Origin of the sequence: Tessaracoccus sp. MC1627 (assembly GCF_014164725.1) — a bacterium.
Lineage (GTDB): Bacteria > Actinomycetota > Actinomycetes > Propionibacteriales > Propionibacteriaceae > Arachnia.
Genome location: NZ_JACJGA010000005.1, coordinates 143,646 through 156,954, shown reverse-complemented (window position 1 = coordinate 156,954; position 13,309 = coordinate 143,646). Strand labels below are relative to the sequence as shown.

15 protein-coding genes are annotated in these 13,309 nt (G+C 67.2%); 9 read left to right on the top strand and 6 right to left on the bottom strand.

The window, feature by feature from the left end; all coding sequences use genetic code 11:
• Positions 1 to 631: 631 nt before the first annotated feature.
• Positions 632 to 802, top strand: coding sequence for a hypothetical protein (locus tag H5399_RS11815; protein ID WP_182783247.1), 171 nt, complete (start codon positions 632 to 634; stop codon positions 800 to 802).
• Positions 803 to 878: 76 nt separating this feature from the next.
• Here the strand turns inward: H5399_RS11815 and H5399_RS11810 are convergent, their stop codons facing one another.
• Entirely contained in the window at positions 879 to 1,028 is a 150-nt protein-coding gene (locus H5399_RS11810) for a hypothetical protein (RefSeq protein ID WP_182783246.1), read from the bottom strand.
• A gap of 337 nt (positions 1,029 to 1,365) precedes the next feature.
• Between H5399_RS11810 and H5399_RS11805 the strand changes: the two genes are divergently transcribed.
• The gene (locus H5399_RS11805) at positions 1,366 to 1,572 is read left to right on the top strand and encodes a hypothetical protein (protein ID WP_182783245.1); all 207 of its coding nucleotides are present in this window, start codon (positions 1,366 to 1,368) and stop codon (positions 1,570 to 1,572) included.
• Positions 1,573 to 1,601: 29 nt separating this feature from the next.
• Here H5399_RS11805 and H5399_RS11800 read toward each other — a convergent pair whose 3' ends face one another.
• A complete protein-coding gene (locus H5399_RS11800) occupies positions 1,602 to 2,216 on the bottom strand; it encodes a CueP family metal-binding protein (protein WP_182783244.1) in 615 nt (204 codons plus the stop codon).
• A gap of 211 nt (positions 2,217 to 2,427) precedes the next feature.
• On the opposite strand from H5399_RS11800, the gene H5399_RS11795 reads away from it, so the two are divergent.
• Positions 2,428 to 3,348 (top strand): cation diffusion facilitator family transporter, encoded by a 921-nt coding sequence (locus tag H5399_RS11795; protein WP_182783243.1) that lies wholly within the window; start codon positions 2,428 to 2,430, stop codon positions 3,346 to 3,348.
• A gap of 79 nt (positions 3,349 to 3,427) precedes the next feature.
• Entirely contained in the window at positions 3,428 to 3,928 is a 501-nt protein-coding gene (locus H5399_RS11790; RefSeq protein ID WP_220489469.1) for a DUF305 domain-containing protein, read from the top strand.
• A 53-nt stretch (positions 3,929 to 3,981) separates the two neighbouring features.
• On the opposite strand, the gene H5399_RS11785 is transcribed toward H5399_RS11790, so the two are convergent.
• From H5399_RS11785 to H5399_RS11775, 3 genes are read right to left on the bottom strand one after another with little or no spacing between them, the layout of a single operon-like run.
• Complete coding sequence (locus H5399_RS11785) at positions 3,982 to 4,602, bottom strand: peroxiredoxin (RefSeq protein ID WP_182783242.1); 621 nt, start codon at positions 4,600 to 4,602, stop codon at positions 3,982 to 3,984.
• Positions 4,599 to 5,555, bottom strand: coding sequence for a cytochrome c biogenesis CcdA family protein (locus H5399_RS11780; RefSeq protein ID WP_182783241.1), 957 nt, complete (start codon positions 5,553 to 5,555; stop codon positions 4,599 to 4,601). Before H5399_RS11780 ends, H5399_RS11785 begins: the two co-directional genes overlap by 4 nt.
• Positions 5,555 to 5,857 (bottom strand): hypothetical protein, encoded by a 303-nt coding sequence (locus tag H5399_RS11775; RefSeq protein ID WP_220490979.1) that lies wholly within the window; start codon positions 5,855 to 5,857, stop codon positions 5,555 to 5,557. Before H5399_RS11775 ends, H5399_RS11780 begins: the two co-directional genes overlap by 1 nt.
• A 122-nt stretch (positions 5,858 to 5,979) precedes the next feature.
• Here H5399_RS11775 and H5399_RS11770 point away from each other — a divergent pair, with 122 nt between their 5' ends.
• The 4 genes from H5399_RS11770 to H5399_RS11755 all read left to right on the top strand — a co-directional run bounded on the left by H5399_RS11770 (position 5,980) and on the right by H5399_RS11755 (position 9,304).
• Complete coding sequence (locus H5399_RS11770; RefSeq protein WP_182783240.1) at positions 5,980 to 6,687, top strand: response regulator transcription factor; 708 nt, start codon at positions 5,980 to 5,982, stop codon at positions 6,685 to 6,687.
• A complete protein-coding gene (locus H5399_RS11765) occupies positions 6,684 to 7,829 on the top strand; it encodes a cell wall metabolism sensor histidine kinase WalK (protein WP_255422281.1) in 1,146 nt (381 codons plus the stop codon). Before H5399_RS11770 ends, H5399_RS11765 begins: the two co-directional genes overlap by 4 nt.
• An 87-nt stretch (positions 7,830 to 7,916) precedes the next feature.
• Positions 7,917 to 8,561, top strand: coding sequence for a DUF305 domain-containing protein (locus H5399_RS11760; RefSeq protein WP_182783239.1), 645 nt, complete (start codon positions 7,917 to 7,919; stop codon positions 8,559 to 8,561).
• Positions 8,562 to 8,899: 338 nt separating this feature from the next.
• The gene (locus H5399_RS11755) at positions 8,900 to 9,304 is read left to right on the top strand and encodes a DUF4143 domain-containing protein (RefSeq protein ID WP_182783372.1); all 405 of its coding nucleotides are present in this window, start codon (positions 8,900 to 8,902) and stop codon (positions 9,302 to 9,304) included.
• Positions 9,305 to 9,353: 49 nt separating this feature from the next.
• Here the strand turns inward: H5399_RS11755 and H5399_RS11750 are convergent, their stop codons facing one another.
• Complete coding sequence (locus H5399_RS11750) at positions 9,354 to 10,937, bottom strand: SDR family NAD(P)-dependent oxidoreductase (protein ID WP_370585762.1); 1,584 nt, start codon at positions 10,935 to 10,937, stop codon at positions 9,354 to 9,356.
• An 895-nt stretch (positions 10,938 to 11,832) separates the two neighbouring features.
• Here H5399_RS11750 and H5399_RS11745 point away from each other — a divergent pair.
• Positions 11,833 to 13,119: an ATP-binding protein gene (locus H5399_RS11745; protein ID WP_182783238.1), complete on the top strand. Its 1,287-nt coding sequence runs from the start codon at positions 11,833 to 11,835 to the stop codon at positions 13,117 to 13,119.
• Positions 13,120 to 13,309 lie beyond the last annotated feature (190 nt).

The window sequence follows — 13,309 nt, the reverse complement described above, 5'->3', positions numbered from 1 at the left end:
CCTGTTCCAAGGGTGTTACCGCTTGTGAAGATCTGTTACAAGCTTCCGCGGGTCTGCCCTCCACCCAGCTGAGCCGTCGAAGCTCTCGGGCGGGGGTGTCTCTGGCGGACCCGGACGGCGCCCGAGGGAGATGCGGCATGACCGGGCCCCCGCGGAGTCGTTCGCGTAGGACGTGTCCGGGTCACACGTGGCGCGCATGGTGGCCCGTGACAGACTCCGAGAATGCTGAGTACTTCATCTGCGTGTGGCGCTACCTGGAGAATTGTCCCTCACTCGTGCCGGCAACCCTCTTCGCTGTGATTCACATTGCCACCACCGCAACGAACTACCTCTGATGGAGCCGGACCGGCTCGTGTCTTGGAGCACGGCGAGACGAATTGGGCATGCCGGGTGGCGCTGGTCCGGAAGCGTGAGCGCACCCCCGCGTCGCTGCCAGCCCGCTTCTGCTTGGGCATATACCGGGCCGCTGAAACGCTGCACCGCTTCCACCTCGTAGCCGTCAACGTATTGTCACGGGAGCCGATGGTGTGGGCGATGCGCAAGAATTACCATCCCCCAGGTGGCGAATCCGCTGTGCGGCTAGCGCTCACTGCGCCAAAGCTCGAAATGCATCGCCGAGGAGGAGGCTGCAATGTCCATGAGGCTGCTGTGCCGGATCGGTAGGCATCGGTTCCTTACCCATCACAACACGGAGGATGGGAAGCCCACCCATCAGCATTGCGCGCGCTGCGGGAAGCGGCGGTACTACGGCTTCGATGAGGGAAACCGCGACCTGATCGCCTTCGGCACCTCGTTCCTCTAGCTTCGTCGCCCCTCCCCCTCAACGTGGTTTGACCGGCGGCCGCTGCGGGCGCGAGGGTGCTCGCGCCCGCGGGCCATCAGGCCTCGGGGATTGGCACGCCGAAGTTGTCCAGGGGGATGAAGTCCGGCTCGGGGCCGCCGCGGACGCCGGTGTCGAGGGCGTCGATCGGGGCGATCTCGTCGGCGGGGAGCTCGAAGTCGAACACGTGAAGTTCTCGGCGTTCCAAGCCGCCTTCGTGGACTTGGGGATGACCTGCACCCCCTTCTGGATGTGCCAGCGGAGCATGACCTGAGCGGCGGATTTGCCGTGCTTCTCACCGATGGCGAGGAGCACGGGCTCGTCGAAACTCTTCTTGGGCACGTCGTAGTAGGACGTGATGCCGCCGATCGGGGACCACGCCTGGGTGGTGCGAGGCCAAGGGCTCGACCACCGGGGGCCGGGCGCGCTGACCCGGCCTCAACTTCTTGATCGAAGCGGAGGCGAGAGTTGATCAGATCCATACATAGTCGGGGGACAGTGGTCGTACCGGGCTCACGGGAGGCACCTCAATCAAGGAGACCACTATGATCACCACGCGCAAGATCGCTGCCCTCGCCGCCGCCGCGGCACTCGTCGCGATGACCGCCACCACAGCGGGAGCAGTCGAGCCAACCGGACGTGAGTTCGCCGACCACGTTCGAATGATGGCCCAATCAGACATGGGCTTTGACGGCGCCTGCAACCCTGGCATGCACCAGGGATTCGCCGGGATGGAGGCTCACCACTCCTGACCAATCCACAGCCGCCTCTCCGCCCAGGACTACAGAAGCTGCAGCGTGGTCAGGCAGGTGGGGCCCTCGGCATCGGAGGAGAAGCGGCTCTCGGCGCGCTTTCCGTCCTTGGTGACGACGACGGTGCCCTCGACGTCCTTCGGAATCCAGAAGCCGACAAACCCGTTGGCGTAGGTGGTCGCGTCCTCGTCAATGAGGACCTCCCCCGAATCGGTGGTGATCATCACGCGCACCTCGACGTCTGCCAGCTCCCCTTGGCACGTGCCGAGGTTGTGGAAGTAGCACTCGTGCGTGGCGGTCTCGTACGGCGCCATCGACAGGTAGAACTGGTCACCGTCGAGGGCCAGCGCGGCCTCCGTGGTGCCGTCGCTGAGGAGCACCTCGTCGTAGCGCACCGATCCAGCCAGCGGCAACGGGCGCTGAGCGTCGAGTTGGTCCAGCGCCTCCACAACCTCGGCGCCGCTCTTCCCCTCAAGCCCGTGCGCCGCAAGCAACGTCCTCGCCTCCCCCACCGCGGCACTCGGCGCCGCCGTCGACGGGGTATCTCTCGGGGCCTCGGCAACCTCCGGGGCTGAGCAAGCCGACAGCGCCAGGAGGGCAGCGAGCGGCACAGCGATGCGGACGGTCAGATGAATGCGGCGCATGGGTGGTCTCCAGGATCTATGTCTTCAAGGAAGTCCAGGTGTCCGCGATGTACCGCGGCACCGTTTCGGACAGGTCGTCCAACCAGCATGCCCCAACCACTGAGTGCGCCAGTCACATGCTTGGTCAAGATCAGATCAAGAAGATCCCGAAGTGGCGGGGCTTCCTGTGACAAGCGCTCCACCGCTACCATCGTCACGCGGAGGCCCAGGCATGAGCGACACCCACGACCACACCCACGCGAGTCCGGGGACCAACCGGACCAGGCTGGCGATCGCGTTCGGGATCACCGCCACCATCCTGATCGCCGAGGTCATCGGCGCATGGTGGACCAACAGCCTCGCCCTCCTCGTCGACGCCGGGCACATGCTCACAGACGCCTCCGGCCTGCTGATGGCACTGATCGCCGCCTCCCTGGCCCTGCGGCCACCCACACCGGAGCGGACCTGGGGTTACCGTCGCGCAGAGGTGCTGGCCGCCGGCGCCCAGTCCGCGATCCTCCTCGCCGTCGGCATCTACGCCCTCATCGAAGGCGTCCGCCGGCTCTTCGACCCGGCAGAGGTCACCGCCGGCGGGCTGCTCGTGTTCGGGATCGTCGGACTCGTCGGCAACATCGTCGCCATGCTTGTCCTGGGCGCAGGCCGCGCCGCGAACCTCAACATGCGTGCCGCGTTCCTCGAAGTGGTCAACGACGCCCTCGGATCCGTCGCCGTCATCATCAGCGCGATCGTCATCTCGCTCACCGGATGGACCCGCATCGACGCCATCGCCGGGATGCTGATCGCCGCCCTGATCGTCCCCCGCGCGATCACGATCCTCAAGGAGGCCGGGGGGATCCTGCTCGAATCCACCCCCAGAGGCCTGAACCTCGACGACGTCCGCGGACACATCCTCCAGGTCCCGCACGTGATCGGCGTGCACGACCTGCACGCCTCCACCATCGCCACCGGGCTACCCGTCCTCACAGCCCACGTCGTCGTCGAAGAAACCTGCTTCGCCCAGGGCCACGTCTCCCAGGAGCTGCGAGACCTCCAAACCTGCGTCGCCGAACACTTCCACGTCAGCGTCGAACACTCCACCTTCCAGATCGAGACCCCCTCCCACAGCGCACTGGAACGCAGCTCTCACCACTGAGACCCGGTTCTGCCCGACGTGGCGTGGGTTTGGAATCGCAAGGGTGTGGGTATGGGTGAAGTGAAGGGAAGGAGCCGCCATGACAAGCGACGCACCGCGACACCACACCGAGGACAGCGGGAAGGACAAGCACTCGCATGCGATGTACTGGAAGTTCGGGGCGATTCTCCTGGTCAACCTGGGACTGATGTGGGCACTCAGCATGTCTATGGTCCGCAGCCTCGACCACTTCTACTTCAATCCCAGCAACCTCTACATGGCCGTCCTCATGGTGGCCGCCATGGCGGTGCTGATGACGGTCGGCATGTGGTCGATGCTCAAGAACAAGACCCTCAACATCATCCTGCTCGTCGGGTTTCTGGCGCTGTTTCTTGCCGCATTCTTCATGGGCCGCAACGAGGTGGGGGTAGGCGACGAGGGATTCCTCACCTCCATGATTCCGCACCACTCGCGCGCCATCCTGGTGTGCCAGGAGGCCACCATCACCGATCCTGAGATCGAACAGCTCTGCAGCGAGATCGTCGAGGCGCAGGAGAGGGAGATCGCCCAGATGAAGGAGATCCTCAAGCGGTACCAGTGAGTTGAAGCCGTCGCGGGGCACTCGGACCGAACGACACGTCCCATCCAGTGACTTCACCGAAGTCGCGTAGTGACCTCGTTGAGGAGTTCCTGCGGGTCGAGCCACATGGAGGGGTAGTTGCCGTACCAGCGTTGGACGCCGTCGCCGTCGATGAGCACGAAGCCGTGTCCGGGCAGCCCGGGGTGCATGCCCTTGTCGAGGACGTCGTAGGCCTTGGACACGGTGCCGTCGTCGAGCAGATACGGGGTGGTCATGCCGAACTGCTGCATGTCGGGCAGGATCTGCTCGGCGGTGTTCATGACGATGGGCAGTACCTCGATGCCCGCCTCGGCGAATCCGGGGTTCTTCTCGATCTCGGCCATCTGCATGGTGCAGGAGGCGCAGCCGGCGCCTTCGTTGAAGTAGATGAGCACCGGGTTGGGGCGCAGGTCGCTGAGGGTCACTGAGGTGCCGGCTGTGGTGGTGAGGGTGAAGTCGGGGGCGAGGCGCTGGCTGTCGCCCTGTTCGGGGATGGCGGTCCACAGCCCATAACCGACGACTGCCGCCACGATCAGCGTCACTGCTCCGCCGACGACCCGGGTCCAGGTGAGCCGCTTCGTGTCGCGCTGCGTCTCGGCCTGCTGCCGTGTTCTGAGTTGCTCGCGTCGGGAGGGTGCCGGGGCGGTGGGGGTCATCGGGGCTCCTGGGAGGTGACGGTCGGTGCGGCGGTATTCGCGGGCGCTGTTGTCTGGGTGTCGCAACAGTCATGGACGGTCGCGGGCTGCTCGTTTCTGCGGCGGTCTCTGAGGGTGGCGACGACGAACACGGCCACCAGTGCGAGCAGCGCGAGCCCGAGGACGGCTTCGGGGATGGGGGCGGTGATCGCGATCAGCCAGGCGAAGACGTCGGAGAGCCAGGCGCCCATGCCGACCAGCGGGGCGTCGGCGCCGGTCATCTCGGTGGCGCCGGCTTGGCCGATCACAAGGATGCCCATGATCACGAACCCGACGGCGACCGCAAGGTTGACGGTGTTGGTGGCCAGCGTGAAGCGGCCCACGTTGATGCGGATGGACTTGACGCGGAGGCTGCGCATCCGCCCAGGACGCTTGTCCCACAGTAGCGCCATCACGAACAGCGGGATCACCATCCCGAACACGTAGGCCAAGCCGAGCACCAAGCCGCCGACGGGTGAGCCGGACAACGCTGACAGGGTCATCACGCCGGCCAGGACCGGTGCGCAGCAGCTGGAGGCGATGCCGGAGAACACGCCGAGGCTGAAGAAGGTGGCGGTGTCACCGCGTGTGGTGTCAGGCGCCCGGAGGAAGGACGGCATCGACCACATCGTCCCCGACAACGCCAACAGGCCGAGTCCGATCATCAGCAGGCCACCGGCCCAGTACAGGACCACGTGGTACATGGCGATGGCGCCGGCGATCAGGCTGACGCCCATAGTGATCGGGACTAGGACCGCCGCCAGGCCGGCGGCGAACACGAAGGTCAGCGGGATCAGGCGCCAGCGGCGGTTCTTCGCCGCCGCAGCCAGGTAGCTGGGAGCGAGGAAGACGATGCAGCACGGGGCGAACAGCGCGACGCCGCCGGCGAGGAACGCTGCCAGGATCCCGCCGGCGCTGAGCAGGTCGGCGCCCATCAGCGGGCACCGAGGTGGTCGACGAGCCGCGCCAGTTTGCCGCGGGGGATACGCCCGTCGTGGAAGTAGCGCCCCGCCACCAGGGTCAAGGGGAACATGCCCGGACGATGCTCGGCGATCAGGGCCGCACCTTGCGGTGACTCCGCCGGGATCGTCGTGAGCCGAAGCAGGCCCGCGCGGTCGAGGGCGTCGAGGCGCTGATGGGCGTCATCACAGAAGTGGCACGCTGCGGTGGTCACCAAGGTGACGTTGACCACCTCGGTCGGGGCGGTCGGCGGTGCTGGCGCCAGGATCTCGTTCACGTTCCCAGCCTCACCCCTCCAGATCAGGGAAGGGTTCAGCCCGGGTCAAGGTTCGGCCAAGAACACTTCCCCCAGCGCTGTGAGGGGGTGGGTTGGGGGCGGGGTGTGTCGATAATGGCTGTATGGCTGAGCCCCGCAGATCGAGTGTGTTGGTGATCGACGATGAGCGCCCGCTGGCCGGGATCGTCGGCTCCTACCTCAACAAGGCAGGCTTCGACACCGCCCTGGCCTACACCGGCCCGGACGGCGTCCGCTCAGCGCAGGACCTGGACCCCGACGTCATCATTCTCGATCTGGGCCTGCCCGGCATCGACGGCATCGAGGTGTGCCGCCAGATCCGGTTGTTCTCCGACTGCTACATCCTGATGCTGACGGCCCGGGCCGACGAGGTCGACAAGCTGATCGGCTTGTCGGTGGGCGCCGACGACTACCTGACCAAGCCGTTCAGCCCCCGCGAGCTCGTCGCCCGCGTCAACACCGTGCTGAGACGGCCACGACGCCAGACCCACGGCACACAACCCGCACCGCCGCGCGAGTTCGGACGGCTGCGGGTGGACGCGGAAGGCCGCGACGTGTGGGTCGACGACCAGCAGGTGGGGCTGACCCGCACCGAGTTCGACATCCTCGACGCACTGTCGGCCCGGCCCAACGTGGCGCTGAGCAGGCGGCAGATCATCGACGCGGTGTGGGGCGGCGGGTGGGTCGGCGACGACCACGTCGTCGACGTCCACGTGGCGAACCTGCGCAAGAAGCTCGACGACCCACCCACGGAACCGCGCTACATCCTCACCGTCCGCGGGGTCGGATACCGGATGGGACCAGGGCGATGATGAGGCTGCGCGGGTACGTCTCCCGGATGCGGTGGGGCACCCGCACGTTTCTCACCCAGGCGCTGGTGGTGGCAGTCGGCGTGATCACCGCCGCGCTGGTAGCTGTGGTGGTCGGGCCTCCGCTGTTCCACGAGCACCTGCAACAACTGGGACACCCGGACGGCACCGCCGAGATGGGGCATGTGGAGCAGGCGTTCCTCGAGGCCGGCGTCAGATCGTTGGGCATCGGGCTGGTGGTGGCGCTCACGCTGGCTATCGGCCTGGCCTGGCTGGAGACCAGGCGGCTGCGCCGACCGCTGGAGCGATTGACCGCCGCCTCGGCACTGGTTGAGGCAGGCGACTACAAGGCGCGCGTGCCAGACACCGCGACCAGTCCCGAATTCACGGCGGTCGCCGACGCATTCAACGATATGGCCAGCCGCCTGGACTCCACCGAAACCAGCCGACGGCGGCTTCTCTCGGACGTGGCGCACGAGCTCCGCACCCCCCTGGCCACCCTGACCGCTGAGCTGGAGGCCGTCATCGACGACGTGGTCCCCTGGGACCACGACAGCCAGCAGCTGCTCACCCTCCAGGCCACCCGGCTCAAGAAGATCGCCGCCGACCTCGATGACGTGTCCCGCGCCGAGGAAGGCCGATTCACCCTCGACACCCAGACCCAGCCGATCCGGGACCTCATCGAGCCCGCCGTCGCCTCCGTCGCCACCCGATACGAGAACAAGGGTGTCGCGTTGTCCGCGGACTCTCACCCGGGCCTTGTCGCAGCGGATCCGCAGCGGGTGGGTCAGATCCTGGGCAACCTCCTCGACAACGCGCTGCGGCACACCCCCACCGGCGGGATCGTGCACATCAGCACGCGCGACTCGAAGGCCGAGGTGGTGATCACGGTCACCGACACCGGCGACGGCCTCACCCCGGAGCAGCTCTCGAAGGTGTTCGACCGGTTCTACCGCGCCGACACGGCCCGGGCCCGCGATGCGGGCGGTTCCGGGATCGGGCTGACTATCGCCCGCAGCCTCGCGCTCGCCCACGGCGGCTCATTGACCGCCACCAGCCCCGGCCCCGGACACGGCTCAACGTTCACCCTCACCCTTCCCCTCGCCACCGCGCCCGAACCGGAGCGGGTCTTGATCGATCCTTGACCTTCCACGGGTTGGATCGCTAGCTGAGGGTTCATAGGCTCGAGATCAAGGTCCGGCGACCCCGTCGGCCAGGAACGGAGCACGAACATGTCACGCACGAAGCGGATCACCGCCACGTTGGCGGGGCTGGTCCTGACGGCCACCCTGGCGGCCTGCGCAGACCAGAGCACCACACCCCCAGCCGCGACCACCTCACAGACAGGCATCTCCGCCATGGCCACCGAGTCAGTGTCGGCGAGCGCCTCATCGGACGTCGCTGCCGACCACAACGACCAGGACACCACCTTCGCGCAGATGATGATCATCCATCACGAGGGCGCCATCGAAATGTCACAGCTGGCGATCGAGCAAGCCGAAACCCCCGAGGTCGTCGCGCTCGCTGAGCGGATCGCCGAGGCCCAAGGCCCGGAGATCGACGAGATGACCGCGTGGCTGAACACCTGGGGCGAGGACGTCTCCCCCGACGACCACGGCGGCATGGACATGGGCGGGATGGACATGAACGGCATGAGCCAGGAAGAGATGATGACCCAACTCGACGGCCTCACGGGCACCGAGTTCGACCAGGCGTTCCTCGAAGCCATGATCGCCCACCACGAGGGCGCCATCGAGATGTCCGAGCAGCAGTTGGCCGACGGCCAGAACCCCGACGCGGTAGCGCTGGCCGAGAAGATCATCGCCGACCAGCAGGCCGAGATCACCGAGATGCAAGAGCTGCTCACCAGCCTCTGACCAGAGTCCGCGGAGGCGGGACGCCAGTGCGGGGCTCCACGCTCAGGTGTCAGACCAGCGGGTGCCACTACGGGCACGATTCCGCGCCTCGGGCCTGATCCACAACCTGGACCGAGCCGCGACCATCGGGGACAAAAACAGGGCGGCGCCTCGGATCGGGCTCGGGTGGTGTCTCGGGGCATGACTTCGAACGAGGTCATGAAGAATCGTGGCGGCAGCGCATCGCCGGCTGGTCACGGAACCAACCCTACCGAGCTCACGGGCAGGTCGCGCGTGTCGAGCTGTTAGTTATCCCGTCGTCCATCTGTTAGGTACAGCACTGTCCAGTCGACCCCGCCCTGGCCGCCCGCCTCGTCGGCGTCGGCAAGGCCGGGCTGCTCCGTGGACAGGGCCGCCGCGTCCACGCTGCGACCGGCACCTGGCTAGGGGCACTGTTCGAGTCGCTGGCCGCCCAATCGGTGCGGGTCTACGCCGAAGCGGCCGATGCCCGCATCGGGCACCTGCGCACCAAGAACACCGACCACGAAATCGACCTCATCGTCGAGGCGGCCAACCGTTCCGCGATCGCGATCGAGGTCAAGCTCACCGACACCATCAGACCCGCCGACGTCGAGCACCTGAACTGGCTGGCCCAGCAACTCGGCGACCGCCTCGTCGACCAGATGATCATCTACACCGGCAGACACGCCTACCGCCGCCCCGACGGCATCGCCGTCGTCCCCCTCGCACTCCTCGGGCCCTGAACGACGGCACACCGCCGGCCGTGACCTCAAGCAGATGCTGACAGCTGGCCTACCAACCTGAGGGCGCGTAGTCCTTCAGGAAGACGCCGAAAAGGTCCTCGCCGGCCTGCCCGCGGACGATCGGATCGTAGACCCGAGCGGCTCCGTCGACCAGATCCAAGGGCGCATGGAAGCCCTCCTCGGCGAGCCGAACTTTCGTGGGGTGCGGGCGCTCGTCGGTGATCCAGCCGGTGTCGACGCTGGTCATCAGGATGCCGTCGGACTCGAACAGCTCCCGCGCGCTCGTCCGCGTCAGCATGTTGACCGCCGCCTTCGCCATGTTGGTGTGCGGATGGCCGGGACCCTTGTAGCCGCGCGCGAAGACCCCCTCCATCGCTGACACGTTGACCACGTACCCCCGGGCCGGACCACTCGCCACGCTTCTCGCCGCCTCGGCCAGGCGCGGCCGCAGTCGGCTGATGAGGATGAACGGAGCCGTCTCGTTGCAGAGCTGCACCTCAAGCATCTCGAGCGCGTCCACCTCACCGACGCCCTGGACCCAGCTGTTCGAGTCGTGAAGGTCGGGAACGAGCCCTCCCGCGTCGATCGCCGAGCCGTCGGCCAGACGCGCCAGCGACGACGAGCCCGGAGCCAGAGCCATGTCTGTCAGGCGCTGGGCGTCGCGGGCCGCTGCCTCGGCATCCGCGTGAGTGGCGGCAGAGCCGGTGACCGCGGCGTCCGCCGCCGCGAGCAGCGGGTGCGCCTTGACCGACTCGGCCAGCGCCAGAGGATGCAGGTCTCGTGTGTGCCCGAACGTCAGGAGTTCTGGGCCTTGGCCTTCGGGCCACAGTCCGTCCGGGACCGGGATCGACTCGGCGTCGACGAGGGGCGCGTACGAACCGGCCGAGCGTCGTACTGTCTGTGCCGCGTTGTTGACCAGGATGTCCAGCGGGCCCCTGGCGGCCACCGCGTCGGCCAATGCGATGACCTGGGACGGATCACGCAGGTCGATGCCGACCACATGCAGTCGATGCAGCCAGTCGGCGGCGTCAGGCATCGCCGCGAAGCGTCGCACCGCGTCACGCGGGAAGCGGGTGGTGATCGTGGTGTGGGCACCATCGCGCAGCAGCCGGAGCGCGATGTGCATTCCGATCTTGGCCCGGCCGCCGGTCAGCAGCGCCCGCTTGCCGGTCAGATCCGTCCGCGCGCCGCGCTTGGCGTGACTCATGGCCGCACACGCGGGGCAGAGCTGGTGGTAGAACGCGTCCACCAGCGTGTAGCGCTGCTTGCAGATGTAGCAGGGCCGGGCCTTCATGAGCGTCCCGGCCGTCGGCGCCTCGACGCCTGACGTGAGCGCCAGCCCCCGCGTCTCATCATCGATGCGGTCGGGTGCGCCCGTGGCCGTCCCGGCGACGATGGCCTTGTCGTTGTCCTGGATCGCCGCTCGCTTGACGCCTCGGCGGTGGTGCTTGACCGCCTTGAACATCCTGCCGGTCGCCTGTCGGACGGCCACGAAATCGGGGTGGGCCTCGTCGAGCTCGTGGATGGTGCGCAAGACCCGCAATGTCACGGCCAGGTCGTCTGCGTCGACTCCGCTGCCGACCGCAGCCGAGGAGGGTGCTGACATGGGCTCGGGCGCTGATCGGTTCGACACGGCGTCCAGCGTACTCAGGGCTCGTCCGCGGGCACATTACAGCCCGCATGGGCGAGGCAACTCAGCACCCGAGACCCGCGCGGATCTCGCGCCATGGTTGTCCCTCAGCATAGGCGGCCGGCATCCACGGGCCACCGCCGAGAGGTTGGTTGTCCGCAGGGCTGCCAGCCAGTCGATGGAAGGGGCCGCGAGCGTGGGAGCCGCCGCGGCGTCGCCGCCTGCGGCCAACCACACCGAGACCGAGATCCGGCCACCGAGCGAGGAAGCGTGCCGGCGCATATTCTCGGGCTTCATCGGCAACGGCCGCTGCGTTCGCCTCGCCCCCGCGCATGGCCAGCCCGAACTGGCCGGAGGTGTCGACCGCCCGCAGCAGCCCGACGGCGCGGAAGGCACCAGTCTCCTTCACATGGTCGGGCAAGAGCGACAGCGACCGCCGAACGCTGCAGTGGATTTCTTGCACTGCATCGCGGCCTCCTGTCATCGGCCCAGACAAACCAGTCACCCCGCATAACGAGCGCCGACCGTAACCGGTGGACAGCTTCGGACACCCGCGTGCACCCCCAACCCGCCTCATGGCCTGACACCACAGGGCTGCCCGTGAGCACGACGTGACGCTTGATGACGTGTTGTCTGCCTTCGCTGTCCTCGCCGAAGGACAGGACGACCGCAGATGCGACGTGGGGACGCCGCCGTAGGAACGAGTCAGTTCACCGAAATGCCGATGGGCGTGTGCTCACTCAGCTGCCCAGAGTCGGACGCCGACGGCGATGGTCGGACCCCGCCCACATGGCGATGGTCGGTCCTTCAAGATTGCGCACCGCGCCCGCTCATGTTTGCTTGGTTCGTGTGTTCGCGTTTGCGTACTACGTAGCGTCATGTCTGCTAGGTTGGGCTCATGGTCCTCGACTCGCTCGTCCCACGGAGGGTGGGTGAAGTCCTGACGGGGCTGGTTGCCGTGGAACCGGTGATCGCCCTGCACGGCCCGCGCTCGGTGGGTAAGTCCACGGTGTTGCACGGGTTCGCTGCCGATGTGGGGAGATCGGTTCTCGACCTGGACGACGTCGAGGTGCGCGAGGCGGTCGTGGGGAATTTGGCCTCGGTCGTCGCCGGTGCGGCACCAGTGTGTGTCGACGAGTACCAGCGGGTGCCCGACATCCTGGATGCGCTCAAAGCGAGGCTGAATCGAGAGGGCAGCCTACCCGGAACCGCCGTGATCACTGGATCGACCCGGCAGGACGCCCTGCCCGCCACGGCTCAGGCTCTCACGGGACGGTTGCACTCCCTGACCATCTGGCCGCTGTCCCAAGGTGAGATCGCCGGGGTGAGCGAGAACCTCATCGAGGTGTTGCCTGCCGACCCTGAGGGTGTCGTCGGCCGGATCCCCTCCTCAACGACCACGCGCCAGGAATACGTGGAGCGTGTCTGCGCCGGGGGCCTGCCCTTGGCCCTGCGACGTTCCGGCGCGGCCCGAGCCCGATGGTTCGATGACTTCGTGCGAGCATCGGTCGAGCGGGACGCCCTGGAGTTGAGCCGAATCCGTGAACGACAGGCAATGACCGACCTGCTGGGTCTGACTGCGGCACAAACCGGGCAACTGCTCAACGTCTCTGCTGCTGCTGAGAGGCTCGGCGTCAGTCGAGCCACCGTAGAGGTTCACCTGCGGCTGCTCGAGGACCTCTTCCTCGTGGTACGGCTACCGGCGTGGGGCAAGACCCTGCGCTCACGGGTCAGCGTCAAACCCAAGGTCCACGTCGTCGACTCCGGACTGGCCGCCCGGCTGCTGCGACTCACGCCTGACAAGCTCACACGACTCGACCCGGCATCACTCACCGACTTCGGGCACCTGCTTGAGACCTTCGTCGTCGGGGAGATCCGCAAGCAGGCTTCCTGGCTCGACGAGCCCGTCACCCTAGGCCACTGGCGGACAAGCGACGGTGCCGAAGTCGACGTGGTCATCGAGTACGACGACGGCACAGTCGTTGCGTTCGAGGTCAAAGCCAGCGAACGGGCGCCGGGCGGCGACTTTCGCGGTCTGGCTCAACTCCGCGACGCCCTCGGACCGCGGTTCGCCGCCGGGATCATCCTCACCACCGGAACCCGCTCCTACACCTACGCCGACCGACTCCACGTCATGCCCATCGACCGGCTGTGGACTCCGGTGGCACCCGGAGCCCCGCACTGACCCCGCCACAAGGCTCCGACGCGAGTTGGTTCTCTACCCAAGGTCTTTTGATGGGCCTGAGCCATGTCGTCACCTCGTCGTGGGGAATTGTGTAGAGCCGCCACAGCGCGCGTTGCTGTCAACGGCAATCCCGAGATTGGCGCAGAACGGCAGCATCCTCGGCGCCATGGAACGGGACAGGCGAACACGT

Bases quoted from the DNA above. Each gene is read 5' to 3' on its own strand.
- H5399_RS11815 (WP_182783247.1), top strand. From the start codon at position 632: ATGTCCATGAGGCTGCTGTGCCGGATCGGTAGGCATCGGTTCCTTACC.
- H5399_RS11805 (WP_182783245.1), top strand. From the start codon at position 1,366: ATGATCACCACGCGCAAGATCGCTGCCCTCGCCGCCGCCGCGGCACTC.
- H5399_RS11800 (WP_182783244.1), bottom strand. From the start codon at position 2,216: ATGCGCCGCATTCATCTGACCGTCCGCATCGCTGTGCCGCTCGCTGCC.
- H5399_RS11795 (WP_182783243.1), top strand. From the start codon at position 2,428: ATGAGCGACACCCACGACCACACCCACGCGAGTCCGGGGACCAACCGG.
- H5399_RS11790 (WP_220489469.1), top strand. From the start codon at position 3,428: ATGACAAGCGACGCACCGCGACACCACACCGAGGACAGCGGGAAGGAC.
- H5399_RS11785 (WP_182783242.1), bottom strand. From the start codon at position 4,602: ATGACCCCCACCGCCCCGGCACCCTCCCGACGCGAGCAACTCAGAACA.
- H5399_RS11780 (WP_182783241.1), bottom strand. From the start codon at position 5,555: ATGGGCGCCGACCTGCTCAGCGCCGGCGGGATCCTGGCAGCGTTCCTC.
- H5399_RS11770 (WP_182783240.1), top strand. From the start codon at position 5,980: ATGGCTGAGCCCCGCAGATCGAGTGTGTTGGTGATCGACGATGAGCGC.
- H5399_RS11765 (WP_255422281.1), top strand. From the start codon at position 6,684: ATGATGAGGCTGCGCGGGTACGTCTCCCGGATGCGGTGGGGCACCCGC.
- H5399_RS11760 (WP_182783239.1), top strand. From the start codon at position 7,917: ATGTCACGCACGAAGCGGATCACCGCCACGTTGGCGGGGCTGGTCCTG.
- H5399_RS11745 (WP_182783238.1), top strand. From the start codon at position 11,833: ATGGTCCTCGACTCGCTCGTCCCACGGAGGGTGGGTGAAGTCCTGACG.